This window comes from Methylobacterium sp. V23, assembly GCF_002917135.1.
GTDB lineage: Bacteria > Pseudomonadota > Alphaproteobacteria > Rhizobiales > Beijerinckiaceae > Methylobacterium.
In genome coordinates, this window is the sequence record NZ_PDHT01000014.1 from 1 (window position 1) to 20,045 (window position 20,045).

At 69.6% G+C, this 20,045-nt stretch carries 17 protein-coding genes; 9 read left to right on the forward strand and 8 right to left on the reverse strand.

Annotation, left to right across the window (positions count from 1 at the left end; genetic code table 11):
• Positions 1-529 precede the first annotated feature (529 nt).
• Positions 530-2,470 carry a M23 family metallopeptidase gene (locus tag CRT23_RS14520; protein ID WP_245436256.1) on the forward strand — a complete coding sequence of 647 codons (1,941 nt, stop codon included), beginning with the start codon at positions 530-532 and terminating at the stop codon, positions 2,468-2,470.
• 60 nt (positions 2,471-2,530) lie between these two features.
• Here CRT23_RS14520 and gluQRS read toward each other — a convergent pair whose 3' ends face one another.
• Genes gluQRS through CRT23_RS14535 form a run of 3 tightly spaced genes read right to left on the reverse strand, consistent with a single transcriptional unit; the run spans position 2,531 to position 5,788 of the window.
• Positions 2,531-3,439 carry a tRNA glutamyl-Q(34) synthetase GluQRS gene (gene gluQRS / locus CRT23_RS14525; protein WP_245436240.1) on the reverse strand — a complete coding sequence of 303 codons (909 nt, stop codon included), beginning with the start codon at positions 3,437-3,439 and terminating at the stop codon, positions 2,531-2,533.
• Between the two features lie 28 nt (positions 3,440-3,467).
• Complete coding sequence (locus CRT23_RS14530) at positions 3,468-3,791, reverse strand: hypothetical protein (RefSeq protein WP_245436242.1); 324 nt, start codon at positions 3,789-3,791, stop codon at positions 3,468-3,470.
• Positions 3,788-5,788 (reverse strand): ATP-binding protein, encoded by a 2,001-nt coding sequence (locus CRT23_RS14535; RefSeq protein ID WP_245436258.1) that lies wholly within the window; start codon positions 5,786-5,788, stop codon positions 3,788-3,790. Before CRT23_RS14535 ends, CRT23_RS14530 begins: the two co-directional genes overlap by 4 nt.
• 311 nt (positions 5,789-6,099) lie before the next feature.
• Here CRT23_RS14535 and trpA point away from each other — a divergent pair, with 311 nt between their 5' ends.
• From trpA to CRT23_RS14555, 4 genes are all read left to right on the forward strand, one after another.
• Complete coding sequence (gene trpA / locus CRT23_RS14540; protein ID WP_103710271.1) at positions 6,100-6,957, forward strand: tryptophan synthase subunit alpha; 858 nt, start codon at positions 6,100-6,102, stop codon at positions 6,955-6,957.
• Between the two features lie 62 nt (positions 6,958-7,019).
• Positions 7,020-7,928, forward strand: coding sequence for an acetyl-CoA carboxylase, carboxyltransferase subunit beta (accD, locus tag CRT23_RS14545; protein WP_055957143.1), 909 nt, complete (start codon positions 7,020-7,022; stop codon positions 7,926-7,928).
• A gap of 45 nt (positions 7,929-7,973) precedes the next feature.
• Positions 7,974-9,299: a folylpolyglutamate synthase/dihydrofolate synthase family protein gene (locus CRT23_RS14550; protein ID WP_103710272.1), complete on the forward strand. Its 1,326-nt coding sequence runs from the start codon at positions 7,974-7,976 to the stop codon at positions 9,297-9,299.
• A 142-nt stretch (positions 9,300-9,441) separates the two neighbouring features.
• On the forward strand, positions 9,442-10,308 hold the full coding sequence (locus CRT23_RS14555; RefSeq protein ID WP_103710273.1) for an outer membrane beta-barrel protein: 867 nt from the start codon (positions 9,442-9,444) through the stop codon (positions 10,306-10,308).
• A 198-nt stretch (positions 10,309-10,506) separates the two neighbouring features.
• Here CRT23_RS14555 and trxA read toward each other — a convergent pair whose 3' ends face one another.
• Positions 10,507-10,827: a thioredoxin gene (trxA, locus tag CRT23_RS14560; protein ID WP_055956782.1), complete on the reverse strand. Its 321-nt coding sequence runs from the start codon at positions 10,825-10,827 to the stop codon at positions 10,507-10,509.
• A gap of 350 nt (positions 10,828-11,177) precedes the next feature.
• On the opposite strand from trxA, the gene CRT23_RS14565 reads away from it, so the two are divergent.
• On the forward strand, positions 11,178-12,440 hold the full coding sequence (locus CRT23_RS14565; protein WP_245436259.1) for a PQQ-dependent sugar dehydrogenase: 1,263 nt from the start codon (positions 11,178-11,180) through the stop codon (positions 12,438-12,440).
• Positions 12,441-12,482: 42 nt separating this feature from the next.
• Here CRT23_RS14565 and CRT23_RS14570 read toward each other — a convergent pair whose 3' ends face one another.
• The 4 genes from CRT23_RS14570 to rpmB all read right to left on the reverse strand — a co-directional run bounded on the left by CRT23_RS14570 (position 12,483) and on the right by rpmB (position 14,974).
• A complete protein-coding gene (locus CRT23_RS14570) occupies positions 12,483-13,046 on the reverse strand; it encodes a TetR/AcrR family transcriptional regulator (protein ID WP_103710275.1) in 564 nt (187 codons plus the stop codon).
• A 10-nt stretch (positions 13,047-13,056) separates the two neighbouring features.
• Complete coding sequence (locus CRT23_RS14575) at positions 13,057-13,530, reverse strand: nuclear transport factor 2 family protein (protein WP_103710276.1); 474 nt, start codon at positions 13,528-13,530, stop codon at positions 13,057-13,059.
• A gap of 72 nt (positions 13,531-13,602) precedes the next feature.
• Positions 13,603-14,532: an AEC family transporter gene (locus CRT23_RS14580; protein ID WP_103710277.1), complete on the reverse strand. Its 930-nt coding sequence runs from the start codon at positions 14,530-14,532 to the stop codon at positions 13,603-13,605.
• Between the two features lie 136 nt (positions 14,533-14,668).
• Entirely contained in the window at positions 14,669-14,974 is a 306-nt protein-coding gene (gene rpmB, locus CRT23_RS14585) for a 50S ribosomal protein L28 (RefSeq protein ID WP_055956796.1), read from the reverse strand.
• Between the two features lie 329 nt (positions 14,975-15,303).
• Here rpmB and CRT23_RS14590 point away from each other — a divergent pair, with 329 nt between their 5' ends.
• The 3 genes from CRT23_RS14590 to CRT23_RS14600 all read left to right on the forward strand — a co-directional run bounded on the left by CRT23_RS14590 (position 15,304) and on the right by CRT23_RS14600 (position 20,042).
• Positions 15,304-16,221, forward strand: a complete 918-nt coding sequence (locus CRT23_RS14590; protein WP_103710278.1) for a DUF3108 domain-containing protein — start codon at positions 15,304-15,306, stop codon at positions 16,219-16,221.
• 47 nt (positions 16,222-16,268) lie between these two features.
• Positions 16,269-16,565, forward strand: coding sequence for a hypothetical protein (locus CRT23_RS14595; RefSeq protein ID WP_244477429.1), 297 nt, complete (start codon positions 16,269-16,271; stop codon positions 16,563-16,565).
• Positions 16,566-16,631: 66 nt separating this feature from the next.
• Positions 16,632-20,042: a helicase-related protein gene (locus tag CRT23_RS14600; protein ID WP_103710279.1), complete on the forward strand. Its 3,411-nt coding sequence runs from the start codon at positions 16,632-16,634 to the stop codon at positions 20,040-20,042.
• The last annotated feature ends 3 nt before the right edge of the window (positions 20,043-20,045 follow it).

Sequence of the window (20,045 nt, forward strand, 5' to 3'; positions counted from 1 at the left end):
AAGAGCAAAATCGCCGCCCACGCTTCTCTTTCTCAGATTCACTTGTCAAAGAACAACATTCACACAAACAAAACAGCAAAGCCCGCCCAGAATACCAGGCCAAACCCCGCCAAATCGTCAGGAGATGCAAAAGCAAGCCGCCAACCCCGTTGGCCGCCCGCCGATGAACCGGGGTATACGGATCTCACCCTAACCCGTCAACCGCCGGAAACGAAAAAAATTCACCGCGGACGGCGCGCGGAAAACTTTGCTGCGAGTGTCACGGGCGCCCTCCCCTCCTGCGGTGACAGGCGCGCCGAGACGTGCCTCAATCTCGACATGCTGGGCCACGACATCCGTGACCGGCCGCTGTGCGGCGCCCTGCGCGCGAAACCCGCGCGGGCGGTTGTCAGAGAACAGGAACCTCATCGTGAAGCGCGGCCGTCTGAAGATCGGGGAACGGGACGGCCCAGCGGAGGGACGCGTCCCGGGGCGTTCGCCGAACGGCAGTCTTCCGGCCCTCGACCTTCTCGGGCCCGATGCGGCGCGGATCGACCGGCGTGACGTCAACCTGCGCTGGCTCTGTGCCAGCGCGCTCACGGGCCTGACCGGTGCGGCCCTGATCGGCGCGGCGATCCATGTCTCGCTGCAGAGCGAGGCCTCCTTCGCGGCGATTCCGGAACGGGCCTCGACCGCGGTCCGGCCCGCCCTCAGCGACGGCACGGCCAATGTCGCACGCAAGAGCGACCGGCTGGTCCGGAACCTGATGATCGCCTCGGCCAAGCAGAGCTTCCGTTCGCCCGTGACGGTGCGACTGGGCGACCGCGAGATCATCAAGGTGCGTCCCTTCATGCGCGTCTCGACCGCATTGTCGATGACGACGGGCGTGTTCGCGACCGAGATGCCGCGCTTCGATCCCATGAAGCTCAGCACGGACGAACCCCTGGAGCGCGCACCCGAGCCGGGCCTGGCGGATGCGCCGGGCGCCGAGGTCTCCGTGATCAAGCGCGATCTCGCCGGCATCGACGTCGAGCCCGGCGCCCCTGCCCTCTCCGACGACGACGTGGCGGCGCAGATCGAGGAGGAGCGCCGCCTCTCGGCCGAGGCGGGCCGCCGCGCCGCGATCCCGATCGCGCCCCAGATCATGCTGTCGCGGACCCTGCAGCAGGGAATGGCGGCGTCGCGCTTCGATCCGGCGTCGCGCCTCGGCGACGAGGGCTCGCCCTTCAAGTCCATCGACGTCCTGGTGGTGCCCGAGAACGTCACCAGCCTGGCCAAGAGCGGTGTCGGGGCCGAGCCGCCTCTCGTCGAGGAGCGCGACCTCGCCCTCAAGCGCGGCGAGACGCTGGAGGCCGCCCTCAAGAACACGGCCCGCGCCAGCGACGAACAGATTCGCGGGATCGTGGCCGCCCTCGGCGGGCGCACACGGACGGCAGACCTCTCCGAAGGTCAGCAGTTCCGGGTCCAGGTCGCGCCAGGGCCGCGGCCCGGCGATCCGCGTCAGGTCACCCGCGTGGTGCTCTACGGCGAGAGCGGCATCGAGGGGATCGCGGCGATCAACGATCGCGGCACCTTCGTCTCCGTCGCGCCGCCGACCGAGGACGCCCCCTCGCGGACGGCACCGGCCGTGGCGGACGCCTCCGAGGACGGCGAGGAGGAGGGAGGCACGGGTCCGCGCCTGTATCAGAGCCTCTACGAGACGGCGGCCCGGCACGACCTGCCCCGCGGTGCCGTCGACGACCTGGTCAAGATCTTCGGCTACGACGTGGATTTCCAGCGCCGGATCTCGCAGGGCGACAGCCTCGACGTCTTCTATACCTTCGACGACGAGGGTGCGCAGGGCTCCACAGAGCGTCCGGAACTGCTCTACGCCTCGCTCAATCTCGGTGGCGAGGCCCGCAAGGTCTTCCGTTTCCAGTCCCCCGACGACGGAACGATCGACTACCTCGACGAGCAGGGCCGATCGCTCAAGAAGTTCCTCATCCGCAAGCCCATCGCCGACGGCATCATGCGCTCGGGCTTCGGCTATCGGCGCCACCCGGTCCTCGGCTACGCGAAGCTGCATACCGGCGTCGACTGGGCGAACCCGATCGGCACGCCCATCGTGGCGGCCGGCAACGCGACGGTGCTGAAGGCGGATTGGGATTCCGGCTATGGCCGCCGGGTGGAACTGCAGCACATCAACGGCTACGTCACGACCTACAACCACATGTCCCGCTTCGCCCGCGGCGTCACCGCCGGCGCCAAGGTGCGCCAAGGCCAGGTGATCGGCTATGTCGGCTCGACCGGCCTCTCCACCGGCGCCCACCTCCACTACGAGGTCATCATCAACGGGCACTTCGTCGACCCGATGAAGATCCGCGTCCCTCGCGGGCGCGAACTCGACGGGCGGATGCTCGCGGAATTCACCCGCCAACGCGAGCAGATCGAGGGCACGATGCAGAAGTCGCGCACGGCCTCCGCCATGGCCCAGCGCGACGCGATGCGCTGATCCGCGCCCCTGCGTTCGGGTTCTCGATGCCGGCTGCGTCCCTGGGCTGATCGCCGACGTTCAGGCGAGTCCGAGGCGGGTCCGTATGTCCGCCGGGCTCTCGCCGGACGCGCGCAGGTCGGCGAGGGATTGCGAGCCGCGGGATTTCGCGAGCTTCTCGCCCGAGGCGTCCAGCAGCAGGTCATGGTGATGGTAGCGCGGTGACGGCGCCTCGATCAGGGCCTGCAGAAGGACGTGCAGGTCGGTGCTGGCGCGCAGGTCCGCGCCGCGGACCACGTGGGTGATGCCCTGGAGGGCATCGTCCATCACGACGGCGAGGTGATAGCTCGTCGGCACGTCGCGACGGGCGATAACCGGATCCCCCCAGCGTGCTGGATCGGCAGCCTCGTCCCATTCGGTCTCGATTTTGCGGACAGGCCCCCTCCCCTCCCCCGCCGCGACGGCGAAGGCGCGCACCCTGTGCGGGCCGGGCGCTGCGGCCAGGGCCCTGGCCGTATCGAGCCGCCAGGTGTGCGGTTCTCCGGCGGCCCGTCGCGCATCGGCGACGCCCCTGGGCAGGGCCCGGCAGGTGCCCGGATAGAGCGGCACTCCATCGGGGTCACGGTGTACCGGCGTGCCGCCGTCGGCAGACCCGGCCCCCACCGCCGCGGCGATCACGCCGCGCGAGCAGAAGCATGGATAAGCCAGGCCGCGCTGGGCCAAGGCGGAGACCTGACGCCAGTAGGCGTCGAAATGCTCGGATTGGCGGCGCTCCGGGGACGCGAACCGCAAGCCCAACCAGGTGAGGTCATCGCGGAGCCCCTGGATCAGCTCCGGGCGCGACCGGACCGGATCGATATCCTCGATCCGCAGCAGCAAGCGGCCGCCGGTACCCCGCGCGAGGGCGTCGTTCAGGAGGACGCAGGCCGCATGTCCGAGATGCAGGCGGCCGTTCGGGCTGGGGGCGAAGCGGAATATCGGGGCCTTCACCGACGGACCCCTCCAGACCGTCGTTCGATCAGCCGCCGACGCGGCGCAGGCAACTCTGTTCCTTCGCCACGCAGGCGATCCCCGGCAGGGAGCAATGGATGCCCCCCTCGCCGCGCTGGCAGACGCGACAGCCGTCGCCCCACTCGGCGCAGGCCGTGTCCTCGCTCGGCGCGACGCGCGCCTTGGGGTGCGACGGCGCCGGTATGGCGGCTCCGATCAGCACCGTCGCGGCCGTGAGGGCGACCACGCCCCAGGCGACGCGGCGGTCATGGTTGCGCGTCGGCGCATCGGAAATCAGGTCATCGGCCATGGCGCGGTGTTCGCGCGGGAGAACCGGCGTGTCAACGCTCATGCGGCCGCCGCACGACGGGCCAGCAAGTCCGGTAGGGCCTGCAGATCCAGGGGCTTGGCGAGAAAATGATCGAAGCCGGCCGCTCGGGCCTCACGCTCGTCGTCGCGGCCCGCATTGGCGGTGAGCGCGACGAGCCGGAGGGCGGACGCGTGCACTCCGCTCTCGCCGGCCCGAATCCGTCGGGCGGTCTCGAGCCCGTCGAGGCCGGGCATGCGGATGTCCAGGAGGGCGAGGTCGAAGGGCACCGCGTCGGACGCCTCGCGGATGCGGGCGAGCGCTTCCTCCCCATCCCGCGCCAGGACGACGATCGCTCCGAGGCGCTCCAGGGCCTTGGTCGCCAGCAAGGCGTTGATCGGGTTGTCCTCGGCCAGGAGCACGCGCGGTCCGGTGGCGATCGCGGTGCGCGGCGTCTGCGGCTCCGCGCGAAGAAGATCCGGATGCGGGATCGCCTCCAACGGCGCCGGGCGCTCGCTCCGGGGAGAGGACGGCGCGAGCAGTCGATCGAACAGCGAACGCGCGCGTACCGGCTTCACGAGGTAGCTGTCGAACCCGGACGCGGCTGGCGCGCCGAAATCGCGTCGATCGAAGGGTGAGAGCAGCACCAGGCAGCAGCGCACGCCGTGACGCCGCGCCTCCCCGGAGAGGCTTCGCACGGCGGCGTCCCCGAGCGTGCGATCCGCCAGCAGGGCGTCGAAGGCTGCCCCCGGCAGCGCCGCGAGCCCCGCCGCGAGGTCCGGCACCACCAGGGCGGAGGCCCCGGACCGCGTCAGCCGGCGCGCGAGGTAGGGCGCCTGGAACGGCGAAGCCGCAACGATGAGAACTCTACGCCCAGCGAGGCTGGGCGGGCGCTCCCGCTCCGCCTCGGCGATGCCGAGCGGGAGGGCGACGGTGAAGGTGCTGCCCGTGCCGAGGCGCGACGTCGCCGCGACATGGCCACCCATTCGGGTGACGAGTCGGCGCGTGATGGCGAGGCCGAGCCCGGTCCCCTCGTGCCGGCGGCTCGCACTGTCGTCGCCTTGCTCGAATTCCTCGAACAGGCGCGGGATGCGATCCTCCGGGATGCCCGGACCCGTATCCGAGATGGCGATGCGCAGATGACCGTCACCGTGGGTCAGTTCGACCCCGACGCCACCGGTCCCCGTGAACTTGATGGCGTTGCCGGCGAGGTTCACGAGGATCTGCCGGACCCGGTCCGCATCACCGATCACGAAACGCGGGACATCGTCGGCGACGTCGACCGCGATCTCGATCCCCTTGTCCTGGGCCCGGGGCGCCAGCAATTCCACGACGCCCTCGGCGATCTCGGCCGGATCGAAGGGTTCGGCGGCGAGGTCGAGGCGTCCGGCCTCGATCCGCGAGAAGTCGAGAATGCCGTCGATCAGGGTCAGCAACGCCTTGCCCGAGGTGCCGATGGCCTCGACGTAGGTGCGCTGCTCCGGATCGAGCCCGGTCTCGAGGACGAGGTCGGCCATGCCGAGAATCCCGTTCAGCGGCGTACGGAACTCGTGGCTCACGGTGGCGAGGAAGCGCGACTTGGCGACGTTGGCCGCCTCGGCCCGGTTGAGAGCCTCGTCCAGGGAGCGGGCGGATTCGACCCGCTCGGTGATGTCGGCGCCGGCGCGCAGCCACTGGGTTTCGCCATTGCTGCCCGGCACCGGCATCTCGATGAAGGCGTACCAGCGTGGCGTCCCCGAAGCCGGGGCGAGCCGCATCTCGATCCGGCGGACGCCGTTCGCCTGCCGCACGATCTCACCGGTCTCCAGCACCTCCGGCTGGCGGGCCGTGCCGAGAAGCGACAGGGGCGCGGCTCCGACGAGGCGACCGAAGCCCTCGTTGGCGAAGGTGATCCGGCCCTGGGAATCCTGCTGGACGATGATCTCCGTCGTGGCTTCCACCAGGGCCCGGTAGCGCTCCTCGCTCTCGGAGAGGCGCCAGATCCGGTCCTCCAGCTGCTCGGTGCGCGCCCCCTCCTTCCCCATCGGCTGGAGGCCGACCATGGGCTGACGGGTGCGCGCGCGCAGGAGCCAGCCTGCCAGGAACGCGAGGCCGGCCGGGAGGACGACGAGGACGATGTCGGGCAGAGTCATACAGCCAGCCCCTGGCGGGTCGGGACCCCGCTGGGCTTCGACCATGCCGCCCGAGGTTGAAGGCCGGCTTTCGAAAGGCTGTTAAAGGTTCGTTGCCGGACGCCCCTGGGATTGACGCGACGTGCCGCACGCTTCACGGGCCGGTCGCGATGGTGTAGGCGCGGCGGCTTGATCCCGGGCCGCGCCCCCGGCGGCTCCGAGGAACGCGAGACGTGAGTGTCATGACGGCTACGAGTTCGGCAAATCCCGGTCAGGCGCGGATCGCCGCCACCTTCGCGCGCTGCCGCGCCGAGAAGCGCGCGGCGCTGGTCACCTACGTCATGGCCGGCGACCCGGATGCCGAGACCTCCCTGAAGGTGCTTCAGGCCCTGCCGGCCTCGGGGGCCGACATCGTCGAGTTCGGACTGCCCTTCACCGATCCCATGGCCGACGGTCCGGCGATCCAGGCGGCCGGCCTGCGCGCGCTCAGGCACGGACAGGGCGTGGTGCGGACTCTCGACCTCGTCCGGCGCTTCCGCGAAGGCAATGCCGAGACGCCGGTGATCCTGATGGGATACTACAACCCCATCCATGCCTACGGTGTCGTGCGCTTCCTGGACGATGCCCTCGCGGCCGGCATCGATGGTCTGATCATCGTCGACCTTCCGCCGGAGGAGGACGACGAGCTCTGCCTGCCGACGCTCGACAAGGGATTGGCCTTTATCCGGCTCGCCACACCGACCACCGACGAGAAGCGCCTCCCGGCCGTCCTCGCGAACACGGCGGGCTTCGTCTACTACGTCTCGATCACGGGTATCACCGGAACGGCCAAGCCGAACTTCGACCGGGTTGCCGAAGCCGTGGGCCGGATCCGCCGCCACACCGACCTGCCGATCGTGGTGGGCTTCGGCGTGCGCACCGGCGCGGATGCCGCCGCGATCGCGCGCGGCGCCGACGGAGTGGTGGTCGGCTCGGCCCTGGTCGATGCCATGCGGGCGACCCTCGACGCAGAGGGCGCGTCGAAGGGCGGCACGGTCGAGGCCGTCAGCGCCCTAGTGCGCGAGTTGGCCGAGGGCGTTCGCTCCTCGCCCCGCGCCTGACGCAATTTGCAGAGACCTTCCGGCTCGCTCGCTTCGAACCCGCACAAGGACGCCGTCGCATGATGGTTGAACCGATGAACTGGATCTCGGAGGTTGTTCGCCCCAAGATCAAGACCCTGTTCAAGCGCGAGACCCCGGAAAACCTCTGGGTCAAATGTCCCGACACGGGTCAGATGGTCTTCCACAAGGAGGTGGAGAGCAACCATTGGGTCATCCCGGGTTCCGAGCACCATCTGAAGATGAGCGCCCAGGCGCGCCTCAAGATGATGTTCGACGAGGGCACCTGGATCGACGTTCCCCTGCCGGAGGTCGCCGCGGACCCCCTCAAGTTCCGCGACGAGAAGCGCTACGTCGATCGGCTGAAGGACGCCCGGGCCAAGACCGGAATGGCCGACGCCTTCAAGGTCGGCTTCGGCCGGGTCTCCGGCCTGCCGATGACGCTGGCGGTGCAGGACTTCGCCTTCATGGCCGGGTCACTCGGCATGGCGGCCGGCGAAGCCTTCGTGCGCGGCGCCGAGACGGCGCTCGACAAGCGGACCCCCTACGTCCTGTTCTCCGCCTCCGGCGGCGCCCGCATGCAGGAGGGCATTCTCTCGCTGATGCAGATGCCCCGCACCACCGTGGCGGTGCGCCGGCTCAACGCGGCCAAGCTCCCGTACATCGTCGTGCTCTCCAATCCGACGACCGGCGGCGTCACCGCCTCCTACGCCATGCTGGGCGACGTCCATCTCGCCGAGCCCGGTGCGCTGATCTGCTTTGCCGGCCCCCGCGTCATCGAGCAGACGATCCGCGAAAAGCTGCCCGACGGCTTCCAGCGCGCGGAATACCTGCGCGACCACGGCATGGTCGATCAGGTCGTGCACCGGCACGCCCTCAAGGACACGATCGCCAACCTGTGCGGTCTGCTCATGAACCAGGAGCCCGGAGCACAGCCGACCCGGACGGCCGCTCCGGTCCCGGAGCCCGCCTGAGGCGCCACACCCCGCCCCCTCCCCTTCGCGACACGACGTTCGATCATGGATTCCTCCGACGCGCTGATGGCGCGCTTCCTCGCCCTCCACCCGCGCACGATCGACCTGTCGCTCGGGCGGATCGAGCGCCTGCTTGCCCGGCTCGGACATCCCGAGCACAAGCTTCCGCCGGTGATCCACGTCGCCGGGACCAACGGGAAGGGCTCGACCATCGCCTTCATGCGGGCGATCCTCGAGGCGGCGGGGCTGGCGGCCCACGTCTACACCTCGCCCCATCTCGTGCGCTTCCATGAGCGCATCCGCATCGGCGCGATCGGCGGCGGGCACTTCGTGCCCGAGGACCAGCTCGCCGATGCCTTCGCCCGCTGCGAGGCCGCCAACGAGGGCGAGCCGATCACGGTGTTCGAGATCACGACGGCGGCCGCCCTGTTGCTGTTCTCCGAGCAGCCCGCGGACGTGTTGCTCCTGGAGGTCGGCCTCGGCGGCCGGGTGGACGCCACGAACGTGATCGACAATCCCGCAGCCGCGGTGGTGACGCCGATCGGGCGCGACCACGCGGAATACCTCGGCGACACCGTCGAGGCCGTGGCCACGGAGAAGGCCGGGATCTTCAAGAAGGGCTGCCCGGCGATCATCGCCGCACAGGACTACGCCGAGGCCGATTCGGTGCTCTGCCGCCTCGCCGAGGCCGCCGGGGCCACGCCGATCCGCGTCGGCAACCAGGACTTCTCGGTGCATGCCGAGCGCGGGCGCCTCGTCTATCAGGACGATCTCGACCTGTTCGACCTGCCGAAGCCGCGCCTGAACGGCCGGCATCAGTTCACCAACGCGAGCACGGCGATCGCGGCCCTGCGCGCGGCCGGCTTCGGCGATATCGGCACCGCGGCCATCGAGGCCGGTCTCAACACCGTCGAGTGGCCCGGGCGCCTGCAGCGCTTGAACCGCGGGCGCCTGTCCGACCTCGTGCCGCAGGGCGCCGAGCTCTGGCTCGACGGCGGCCACAACATCGACGGCGGGCGCATCCTTGCCGCCGCCATGGCGGATCTCGGCGAGCGCTCGGACGTGCCGCTGGTCCTCATCGTCGGGCTGCTGGGCACCAAGGACGCGGAAGGCTTCCTGCGCAATTTCATCGGTCTGACGCGGGTGCTCATCGCGGTTCCGATCGCCGGGCAGATGGCGGCCAGACCCGCGGACGAGGTCGCAAGCATCGCGACGGATGTCGGTCTGAACGCGCAGACGGCGCCGAGCGTGGAGGCCGCGCTCGAGAGCTTGGCCGATATCGCGTTCGAGCAGCCGCCACGCATCCTCATCTGCGGTTCGCTCTACTTGGTGGGTGCTGTCCTCACCGCGAACGGGACTCCTCCCATCTGATTTCTCCCATCTGATTTTCCTTCACTTTTCGGGGTTCGATCACGACCACGTCAGCTCTGCTGTGTGACCCTGGCGCTACATCTTGGCTGTGGAAACTGCAGTAGGTTCTCCATCGATCGGGCATATCGCTGGGGATCAAATAATGAAAAAGCTTCTTACGTCTTTCGCGGCCTTCACGGCCCTCACTGCAGCTGCCTCGGCCGCTGACCTTCCGCGTCGCGCTGCGCCGCCGGTGTTCGTGCCGGTGCCGGTGTTCACCTGGACCGGCTTCTACGCCGGTTTCAACGCCGGTTACGGCTTCGACGCCTCCAGCAACAGCCAGCCGACCGTCATCGGCGTCAACGGCGCCAGCACCCTGGTCCTGCCGGGCACCACGGCCGCCATCGCCTTCAGCAACGGCCAGAGCAACGACGGCTTCGTCGGCGGCGGCCAGGTCGGCTACAACTACCAGTTCACCCCGGGCTCGGGCGTGGTCGTCGGTATCGAAGCCGACGCCCAGTACGTCGACTTCGGTCGTGAGCGGAACCGCTTCGCGGCCACCGGCCCGCTGGCTGCCCAGCAGGTCTTCAACCCGGCCGGCATCTCGGGCCTCGACTACTTCGGCACCGTCCGTGGTCGTCTCGGCTACGCCTTCGACCGCGTCCTGTTCTACGGCACCGGCGGCTTCGCCTACGGTTCGGGCGGCGGCCGCGACTTCGGTCTGCCGAACCGCAGCCGTGACGACTTCCAGACCGGCTGGGCCGCTGGCGGTGGTATCGAGTACGCGCTCCCCACCGACTCGTTCCTGAACTTCTTCCGCTCTTCGGCTGTCACGCTGAAGGTCGAAGGTCTGTACGTGAACCTCGACCAGGGCAACCGCAACAACGGCGCCTTCGCCATCAACAACGCCGGCGCCGTCATCACCACCGCCAGCCCGGGCGTCGTCCTGGTCAGCGGCGGCACCCAGGTGCGCAACACCGAGTTCGCCGTCGTCCGCGCCGGCCTGAACTACAAGTTCGGCTCGTACTAAGCCGACATTACGGGTCTCGAAACGGAGAAGCCCGGCCGCCAGGCCGGGCTTCTTCCGTTTGGTGCCTCATGCGGCAAGGCGCGAACGCACATGCAGGCGGAATCTCCGCCCACGAAAAAGCCCGGCATCACGCCGGGCTTTTTCCTTCTCAGACCCAAACCGAGACCGCCGTGTCGGCGACCTCGCAAGCCGGGTGACTCAGGCGCTGGCCTGGATCCAGCGGGACAGATCGCCCTTGGGCGCTGCGCCGACCTTCTGGCTCGCGAGCTGGCCGTCCTTGAAGATCAGCAGCGTGGGGATCGACCGGATGCCGTACTGGGCGGCGATTCCCGGGTTCTCGTCGACGTTGACCTTCGCGATCTTCACCTTGCCCTGGAGATCGGCCGAGATCTCCTCGAGAGCCGGGCCGATCTGGCGGCAGGGACCGCACCACTCGGCCCAGAAATCCACTACGACCGGCTCCGCGGACTGGAGAACGTCCTGCTCGAAGCTCGCGTCGGTCACTTTCACCGTCGCCATGGGGAAACTTCCTTTCCGGTACCGCGCCTGCGGAACCACCTCTTCGCCGTCATCGCACCGCGAGACTGTGCGCTGTCGACCAGACTTGGCGATGCCATGGGGAACGGTCAAGGCATCCTGCACCGTAAGCGGGGCTGACCTCCCTCCGGAACAAGCATTGTCCACGGCCCCTCGCCGGTCCCGCTCGGGTGATCCCCATTGACCCAACCCTCGTCAAAGCGTGTCCGTCGCCCCATGTCCCTCTCGTCCCTGCCCCGGCGGGCCGCTCGGCCGGCCGACGGGGCTCGATCCGAAGCCGGTCCCGCGACCGGCATGGAGGAACACCCGACGTGAAGCGCACCCCCTATCGCCTGCTCGCCACCGCAGCCCTCCTCAGCCTCGGCACGGCCGTCCATGCGCAGGAATCGGCAGGGACCGAACCCAGGCAGCCCCGGGTGGGCGGCGATGCCTTCGCGGCCCCCACGAGCGCAGCCGCCGGCAACAGCCCGGCGGAGACGGAAGCGCCGAACGCGCCTTACAAACCGCTCCTGCCGAACCAGACTCGGGCTCCGAAGCCCGAAGTCGCCACGCAGGTGAAGACCGAGGTGGTGGCCAAGGGCCTCGACAGTCCCTGGGCGATGGAGTTCCTGCCGGACGGCCGGATGCTCGTGACCGAGAAGGCCGGCAAGCTGCGGATCGTCGCCAAGGACGGGACTCCCGGTCCGGCGATTCCGGGGGTGCCGAAGGTCGACGCACGGGGTCAGGGCGGTCTGCTCGATGTCGCCCTCAGCCCGAGCTTCCCGGCGGACCGGCGAATCTATCTCAGCTATTCGGAGCCGCGCGAGAAGGGCAACGGCACCAGCGTGCTCCGTGCCAAGCTGATCGAGGAGAACGGCGTCGCTCGGCTCGACGAGGTCAAGGTGATCTTCCGACAGATGCCCACCTATGACGGCGACAAGCATTTCGGCTCACGCCTCGTGTTCGCGCCCGACGGCAAGCTGTTCGTCACGGTGGGCGAGCGCTCCGACAAGGTCACCCGCGTCCAGGCGCAGGATCTCTCCAGCGGCCTCGGCAAGGTGTTCCGCATCGACACCGACGGGAATGCGCCCAAGGATAACCCGTTCTCGGGCGGCGAGAAGGCCAAGCCCGAGATCTGGTCCTACGGACACCGGAACGTCCAGGCGGCCGCCCTCGACCCGCAGGGCCGGCTCTGGACCGCCGAGCACGGCCCGAAGGGCGGCGATGAACTCAACCGGCCCCGCCCGGGCGTCAATTACGGCTGGCCCGAGGTCACCTACGGCCTGGAATACAGCGGCGAGAAGATCGGCGAGGGCAAGACACAGGCGGGCGGAACCGCACAGCCGGTCTATTACTGGGACCCGGTGATCGGGCCTTCGGGAATGGCCCTCTACACCGGCGACGCCTTCCCGGCCTGGAAGGATGCCTTCCTCATCGGTGGACTCGTCAGCGAGGGCATCGTCGCGGTGAAGCTCGACGGCGACAAGGTCGTGACCGAGGAGCGCATTCCCCTGCAGGCCCGCATCCGGGACGTTCGGGTCGGCAGCGACGGTGCGGTCTATGCCGTGACCGAGGGCGCGGACGGCAAGATCCTGAAACTGACCCCCGGCAACTGATCCGCAATCCCGGCCGGCGGCCCGACAGCAGGGCCGCCGGATTCAGGGGTCGGGGATCAGGCGCCGCCGCAGACGCTCCAGGGTTCGACCGAAGGCCGCAGGCTCGTCCAGGGCCCGCGCCAAGACGAGCCCCCCCTGGATCGCCGCGACGGCCTCCTCGGCGAGGTCAGCCGCTGCCTCCGGGCCGTGACCGACCTGCCTCAGGGCAATGGCCAGGGCGGTACGCCAGGCCACGAAGTATCCGGCGATGCGCGCAGCGAATCGATCGCGTCCCTCGGTGAGGGCGAAGGCGCCGACGAGGCAGGCCCGTCCGCCGGAGCGAAAATAGGCGTCGGTTTCCGACAGCATCCGGGTGATCCCCGCACGGGGATCGGCCTCCTCCCGAAGCGGCGCGTAGATCCGGGTCTCGAACCACGCTGCGATCGCCGTGAGGACAGCCTCCGCCATCTCCGCCTTGCCCCCCGGGAAGGCGTGATAGAGGCTTCCCTTGCCGAGGCCGGTGCGTGCGCCGAGGAGCGCGAGACTGGCGCCCTCGTAGCCGTGCTCCCGGAAGACCTCGGCCAGGATTGGGATGGCTGCGGTCCGGGCGCCCGCGCCCTGTCCCACGCCGAGACTCCTAGAGGCCGAGCTCCGTCAGGCCCGGATGATCTTCCGGACGCGGCGCGGCGCGGTTCCACCGAAACCTGCGCTCGGACTCAGTGATGACGAGATCATTGATGCTGGCATGGCGCTCGCGCATCAGTCCGTTCGCGTCGAAGGCCCAATTCTCGTTGCCGTAGGCGCGAAACCACTGCCCGGATGCATCGTGGAATTCGTAGGCGAACCGCACCGCGATCCGATCGTCGCTGTGCGCCCAGATCTCCTTGATCAGGCGATAATCCAGTTCGCGAGCCCACTTGCGCTGCAGGAAGGCCACGATGGCGGGCCGACCGGAGAAGAACTCGGCCCGGTTCCGCCAGCGGCTGTCCGGCGTGTAGGCCAGCGCGACCTTCTCGGGGTCACACCCATTCCAACCATTCTCGGCAGCCCGCACCTTCTGGATCGCGGTCTCCCGGGTGAAGGGCGGCAGTGGCGGACGCGATTCGGACATGGCGGCATTTCCCTGGTTCACGCTGGACGCTGCAGCACCTGTACCGATCGGTACAAACGCCCATCCGAATCGTCAAGCGTGCCCGAGGATCGTGAGCCAGACGATGGTGGTGACGATCGCCAGCAGGGTCGAGAGCATCACTGCGGCGGCGACCACCCCGGTCTCGGTCTTGTAGCGCGAGGCCAGCAGATAGGCATTGATCCCCACGGGCATGGCCGCAAACAGGGTCGCCACGCCGGCATAGGCCGGCGGCATGGTGAAGACGTGGAAGGCCAGGACCCAGACCGCGAGGGGATGGATCACGAGCTTCAGGCCAGTGATCACCATGGCACTGGGCAGGTCGTGCAGGACCCGGTAGCGGACGAGCCCGGCTCCGAGAGCGATGAGCGCGCAGGTCGAAGCGGTCCCCGCCAGGGCATCGACCAGGGACTTGACCACACCGGTGGGGGCGAGCCCGAGCCCTTTGAGGGCGAGGCCGGCGATGAGCGCCAGGAAGATGGGGTTGCGCAGGAGAACCAGCGCCAGTCCGCGCAGGCGCCTGAGGATCGACGCCTGCCCATCCGCCTCGATCAGGAAGGTGGCACAGCCCATCATCAGGGGCAGATGCACCGCCAGCAGCATGAAGAGCGGGAAGGCCCCCTCCTCACCATAGGCCTGGAGGATCATGGGCACGCCGATGAAGACGGTGTTCGATTGGCTGGCGGCGAAGCCGTGCAGGATCGCACCGCGCCGCTCCACGCCCTCGCGGCGCAGGCTGAGAAGCGAGCCGATCAGCCAGGACAGCCCGGCGCCACCGAAGTAGCTGAACCAGTAGGACGGCGTGATCTCGCCGGTCAAACCCGGGCGCGTCAGCGTCGCCAGGATGAGGGCCGGGACGGCGATGGAGAAGACGTATTCCGACAAGCCGTCGCTGACCTTGTCGGACAGGAAGCCAGCCAGGGCCGCGATCCAGCCGACCAGGATCAGCCCGAAGATCGGGGTAACGAGCGACAGGACGGTCATCGACGGCGGACCGGTGCTCCAACGCGAACGGTCGCCGTACGCGCTAAGCGTGCGGCGACCGTTCGGGAACCTGGATGAAGGCGTTGCGGGGGATCGGCGGCGGTACGTACCGGAGCGATTCGATCCCGCGGAGGCCTCAGGCGGCGGCGGGGGTCTCGACCTCGGCGAGCTTCTTGTGCAGCTCGCGCTTGAGGAGGCGGGCCGTCTGCGACAGCTCGATCTCGCGGGCCTTGATCAGGAACGCGTCGAGGCCACCGCGGTGCTCGACCGAGCGCAGGGCGTGCGCGGTGACGCGCAGGCGGACCCGGCGCTTCAGCGCGTCCGACTGCAGCGTGACCTGGCACAGGTTCGGCAGGAACCGGCACTTGGTCTTGCGGTTCGAGTGGCTCACGAGGTGGCCGGTCTGCACGGCTTTGCCCGTGAGTTCGCAACGGCGCGACATTGTTCTATTTCCCGTCTCGTTCCGCGTGTCCGACAGGCTGGCGGGAAACCAGAACCGCGTCGCGGCAAACGGCTTCTCGCACGCCAGGCCCGGTGGAGCGGCGTTCTCATTGAAGGCGCGAGCCTATAGGGGACTGTACCCCGTGGCGTCAAGGTCCGAGGCGATCTTTTGCGCCGTTTCGCGGGCCGGCGGACCAGTGGCAGGCAAGGGGCAAGCAAGCCTGACTGTCCGGCCCCAAACGATGTGTTAACCATGAGGACGGACGATGCCGGCGAGATGTCTCCGGCCCGTTCGACCGGCGATCGACAGCCAACCCCGAGTCCCCAAACATGTGCGGCACCCGCAAGCGCCCCGCCCCGTTCTCCCTCCTCGGCGCCAGCCTGCTGACGCTCGCGGCCCTGCTGACCGCGCCTTCGGTGGAGGCACGTTCCAAGACGGCCCGGACGGCCTCCAAGACGGCTGCCGCCGTCACCGTGGACTACGACATCGCCCTGGCCGGCCTCACCATCGGCAACGCGCAGGTGGCCGGCGCCTTCGAAGGGTCCGGCTATCGGGTGGATGTCTCGGCGCGCCTCACGGGCCTCGCCGGCGTGGTCACGGGCGGCATGGGCTCCGCCCGCGCCAGCGGTGCCATCGCGGCGGCGCCGCAGCCCAGCACCTTCGCGATCGCCACCAAGACCACCAATTCCGGCATCGCCGTGCGCATGGCCCTGGCGCGCGGCACCGTCACTCAGGCGGAGATCACCCCGCCCCTCATCGACATGGGCGATCGGGTGCCGATCACGCCCGCCAACAAGCGCGGCGTCATCGATCCCGCGAGCGCCCTGATGATGCCCGTGCAGGGCCGCGCCGACCCCATGGACCCGGCCAACTGCAACCGGACCCTGCCGATCTTCGACGGCGCGACCCGATTCGACGTCGTGCTGAGCTACGGCGAGACCCGTAGCGTGGCCAAGCCCGGCTACAGCGGTCCCGTCCTCGTCTGCAACGCACGCTACACGCCGATCGCGGGCCACCGTCCGGACCGGCCGGGCGTGAAGTTCATGGAAGACAATCGCGAAATGTCGGTCTGGCTCGCGCCGGTCGAGGGCACCCGCGTGCTGCTGCCGGTGCGCATCGCGGTCCGGACCACCGTGGGCACCAACATCATCGAGGCGACGCGCTGGACCCAGACCGGCGGACAGCAGGGCAGCACCACCGCATCGGCGCCGGGCACCCCCGTCACGCAGGCCAGCTTGGCCCAGTGAGACCCTTCGCACGCACGCGAATCACCCGCCCCTGCGCGCTGGCCGCTCTGATCGTCCTCACGGGCGGTGCGGCCAGGGCCCAGTCGAGCCTCTCCACGGGCCCGGATTGTGGCGGCGACGCCTATTCGTCGGCCCAGGTGATCGAGAACCGTCCACCCCGCCGCGGCCCCCTCACGGCGGTGCCCGACACCCTCTGCGCCGATGTCGCACCGCAGGGGGGCCAGCCCCCCGTGGAGATCGGAATTTACCCGAGCCTCGGCGTACCCGGCATGCCGCCGCGGGATGGCAGGCGGGGCTATGGCGACCCATATGAGGCGCAGCCGCCACGGCAGCGCCGACCCTGACGGCGCCGCGGCGGTCTCCCCCGTTCCTGAGCCTGCCGGCCTCGCCGAAGGGACCGCCCCCACCTCATGATCCGCCCTTCCCTCTCCCCGCAGGCCCGCGCACGCGGCGTCACGGCGGTGCTCGGGCCGACCAATACCGGCAAGACCCATCTGGCCATCGAGCGCATGCTCGCCCATCCGACGGGCATGATCGGCCTGCCCCTCCGGCTGCTCGCGCGGGAGGTCTACCTGCGCGTCGTCGCGAAGGTCGGGGTCGACAAGGTCGCCCTCGTCACCGGCGAGGAGAAGATCAAGCCGGACCGGCCGCGCTACTGGATCTCCACCATCGAGGCGATGCCGCGCGACCTCGACGTCGCCTTCGTGGCGATCGACGAGATTCAGCTCGCCGCCGACATGGACCGCGGCCATGTCTTCACGGATCGCCTGCTGCACCAGCGTGGGCGCGAAGAGACCCTGCTCATCGGCTCCTCGACCATGCTGCCCCTGGTGCAGTCGTTGATTCCCGGCGTCCACACCACGACGCGGCCGCGCCTGTCGCAACTCACCTTCGCGGGCGAGAAGAAGCTCGGTCGCCTGCCCCGACGCTCGGCCATTGTCGCCTTCTCGGCCGAGGAGGTCTACGCGATCGCGGAGCTGATCCGGCGCCAGCGCGGCGGCGCGGCGGTGGTGCTCGGCGCACTCTCGCCCAGGACCCGCAACGCGCAGGTGGAGCTCTACCAGTCCGGCGACGTCGATTACCTCATCGCCACCGACGCAGTCGGCATGGGCCTTAACCTCGACGTGGACCACGTCGCCTTCGCGGCGAACTGGAAATACGACGGCACCCGCTTCCGCAAGCTGACCCCGCCCGAGATGGGGCAGATCGCCGGCCGCGCCGGGCGCCACCTGTCGGACGGTACCTTCGGCTCCACCGGCCGGTGCGCGCCCTTCGAGCCCGAGATGATCGAGGCGCTGGAGACCCACGACTTCGAGCCCCTGCGCGTCCTGCAATGGCGTAATCCCGACCTCGACTTCTCCTCCCTGAAGGCGCTGCAGGAGAGTCTGGACGAGCACCCGCGGGAGAAGGGCCTGACCCGCGCTCCCATGGGCGAGGACCAGTCCGCTCTCGAAATTCTGATGCGCGAGGACGATATCCGCGACCTCGCGAACCGGCCGGCCCATGTCCGCCGGCTCTGGGACGTCTGCGGCGTGCCGGACTACCGCAAGGTGCATCCGCAGACCCATGCCGACCTCGTCGCCCAGCTCTACCGCTTCCTCATGCGCGGGATGGCGGGGCGCATCCCCGACGACTGGTTCGCGAAGCACGTCGCCATGATCGACCGCACCGACGGCGACATCGACGCGCTCTCCCAGCGCATCGCGCAGGGACGGACCTGGACCTTCGTGGCGAACCGTCCGGACTGGCTGATTGATCCGGTGCATTGGCAGGGCGAGACGCGTCGGGTAGAGGACAGGTTGTCCGACGCCCTGCACGAACGCCTCGCGAGCCGTTTCGTCGATCGGCGCACCAGCGTCCTGATGCGGCGCCTGAGAGAGAATACGATGTTGGAAGCTGAGATCACCGCCGGCGGGGACGTCACCGTCGAGGGCCAGCATGTCGGCCATCTGCATGGCTTCCAGTTCGTTCCGGATCCCGGTGCGGAAGGACATGAGGCCAAGACCCTGCGCTCCGCGGCCGAAAAGGCACTCGGCGGCGAGATCGAGGCCCGCGCCGAGCGGTTCTCGTCGGCTGCCGACGCCTCCCTGGTGCTGAGCCATGACGGCGTCATCCGCTGGACGGGCGACCCGGTCGCCAAGCTGACGCCCGGCGACAAGCTGTTCGAGCCGCATGTCCGCCTGCTGGCCGACGAGCAGCTGACCGGCCCGGCGCGCGACAAGGTCGAAGCCCGGCTCGTCGCCTGGCTCAAGGCCTACGTGGTGCGCCTCCTCGGGCCGCTCATGGAAATCGAAACCGCGGCGGACCTCACCGGTCTGGCCAAGGGCATCGGCTTCCAGGTGGTGGAAGCCCTGGGCGTGCTGGAGCGCGCCAAGGTGATGCAGGAGATGCGCACCCTCGACCAGGAGGGCCGCGGCGCGTTGCGCCGTCACGGTGTCCGCTTCGGCGCCTACCACATCTTCCTGCCGGCCCTGTTGAAGCCCGCGCCCCGCACCCTCGCGGCCCAGCTCTGGGCCCTGAAGAATGGCGGCCTCGACCAGCGCGGCCTCGACGAGATTGCCCATCTGGCGAGCTCCGGCCGCACCTCGATCAAGGTCGATCCCGAGATCGCCAAGGGTCTGTACCGCGCCGCCGGCTTCCGGGTCTGCGGCGAGCGCGCCGTGCGCGTCGACATCCTCGAGCGTCTCGCCGACCTGATCCGGCCGGCCATCGCCTATCGCCCCGGCACCACGCCGGGTGAGGCTCCGGTAGGCACCGCCGACGGAGACGCCTTCGTGGCGACGGTGGGCATGACCTCCCTGGTCGGCTGCTCCGGCGAGGATTTCGCCTCGATCCTCAAATCCCTCGGTTACGCCTCGGAGACGCGCCCGGGCCCGGCGATCACCGTGCCGCTGCTCCCGGCGGCACCAACCCAGCCCATCGTGCCCGCCGCTGCGAGCACCGACCCCACCATTTCCGAGACGGCGGCCGACGCCGATCCGGCGACCGCCGAGAATGCCCCGGCCGAGGCCGCAGGCGAGACGGCATCCGACAGCGTGACCGACACGGCTCCGGCCGACGAGAGCGCGGCATCCGCCGAGATGACCGAGCCGGCGCTCGCGCCGGGCTCGACTGAGGATTCCGTCGCCGCCGGTGCACCCGAGGATGCCGTCGAGGACAGCGCCACGCCGGCGAACTTGCCCGAGGAGAGCTCCACCCAGGAAAGTGCGGTCGACTCAGCAGAGGAGGTCGCACCGCAGCCCGTGGCCGACGCTGCAGCCGTCGCCGAGGCGACGGAGCATCCGCCGGAGGAGGCCGTAGCTGCTCAGCCGGAAGCGACCGCCACGGAGGTTTCGGCCGAGTCTACTGACGGCGAAACGCCGTCGGAAGCTCCTACGGCCGAGGTCGCGACGGTCGAAGTCTGGCGGCTTCAGCGTCACCAGCGCCATGCCAACCCGCGCCAGAATCGTCCGCGCAGCCAGGGCCGTGACGGCGGCGCCCCGAATCGTGCCGCGGGTGAGGCACGCCCCGACCAACGCCGCCCGGGCGGTGGGACTGGCGAGGGCCGTGACCGTCCGCGCGGTGGCCTGGCCGGCGACCGGCCCGAGGGGGGACGCCGCGGTGGTCCCGGCGAGGGACGTCCGGATGGGGGGCGGCCGCAGCGCCGCGAACGCTTCGAGCCAGGCCGTACGCGACCCGAGCGTCGAGACGAACCGCGGGCTGCGCCCCGGGACGAGCCGCGTCCGCAGCGACGCGAGCGGGCTCCGGATCCGGATTCGCCGTTCGCCAAGCTCGCCGCGCTGAAGGCGCAGCTCGAAGCCGGGAACGACCGCAAGCGCTGAGGT

What these genes read in the sequence shown, in the direction of transcription:
- CRT23_RS14530 (WP_245436242.1), bottom strand. Translation starts at nt 3,791, where the DNA reads ATGAGCGTTGACACGCCGGTTCTCCCGCGCGAACACCGCGCCATGGCC.
- CRT23_RS14535 (WP_245436258.1), bottom strand. Translation starts at nt 5,788, where the DNA reads ATGGTCGGCCTCCAGCCGATGGGGAAGGAGGGGGCGCGCACCGAGCAG.
- trpA (WP_103710271.1), top strand. Translation starts at nt 6,100, where the DNA reads ATGACGGCTACGAGTTCGGCAAATCCCGGTCAGGCGCGGATCGCCGCC.
- accD (WP_055957143.1), top strand. Translation starts at nt 7,020, where the DNA reads ATGGTTGAACCGATGAACTGGATCTCGGAGGTTGTTCGCCCCAAGATC.
- CRT23_RS14550 (WP_103710272.1), top strand. Translation starts at nt 7,974, where the DNA reads ATGGATTCCTCCGACGCGCTGATGGCGCGCTTCCTCGCCCTCCACCCG.
- CRT23_RS14555 (WP_103710273.1), top strand. Translation starts at nt 9,442, where the DNA reads ATGAAAAAGCTTCTTACGTCTTTCGCGGCCTTCACGGCCCTCACTGCA.
- trxA (WP_055956782.1), bottom strand. Translation starts at nt 10,827, where the DNA reads ATGGCGACGGTGAAAGTGACCGACGCGAGCTTCGAGCAGGACGTTCTC.
- CRT23_RS14575 (WP_103710276.1), bottom strand. Translation starts at nt 13,530, where the DNA reads ATGTCCGAATCGCGTCCGCCACTGCCGCCCTTCACCCGGGAGACCGCG.
- CRT23_RS14580 (WP_103710277.1), bottom strand. Translation starts at nt 14,532, where the DNA reads ATGACCGTCCTGTCGCTCGTTACCCCGATCTTCGGGCTGATCCTGGTC.
- rpmB (WP_055956796.1), bottom strand. Translation starts at nt 14,974, where the DNA reads ATGTCGCGCCGTTGCGAACTCACGGGCAAAGCCGTGCAGACCGGCCAC.
- CRT23_RS14590 (WP_103710278.1), top strand. Translation starts at nt 15,304, where the DNA reads ATGTGCGGCACCCGCAAGCGCCCCGCCCCGTTCTCCCTCCTCGGCGCC.
- CRT23_RS14600 (WP_103710279.1), top strand. Translation starts at nt 16,632, where the DNA reads ATGATCCGCCCTTCCCTCTCCCCGCAGGCCCGCGCACGCGGCGTCACG.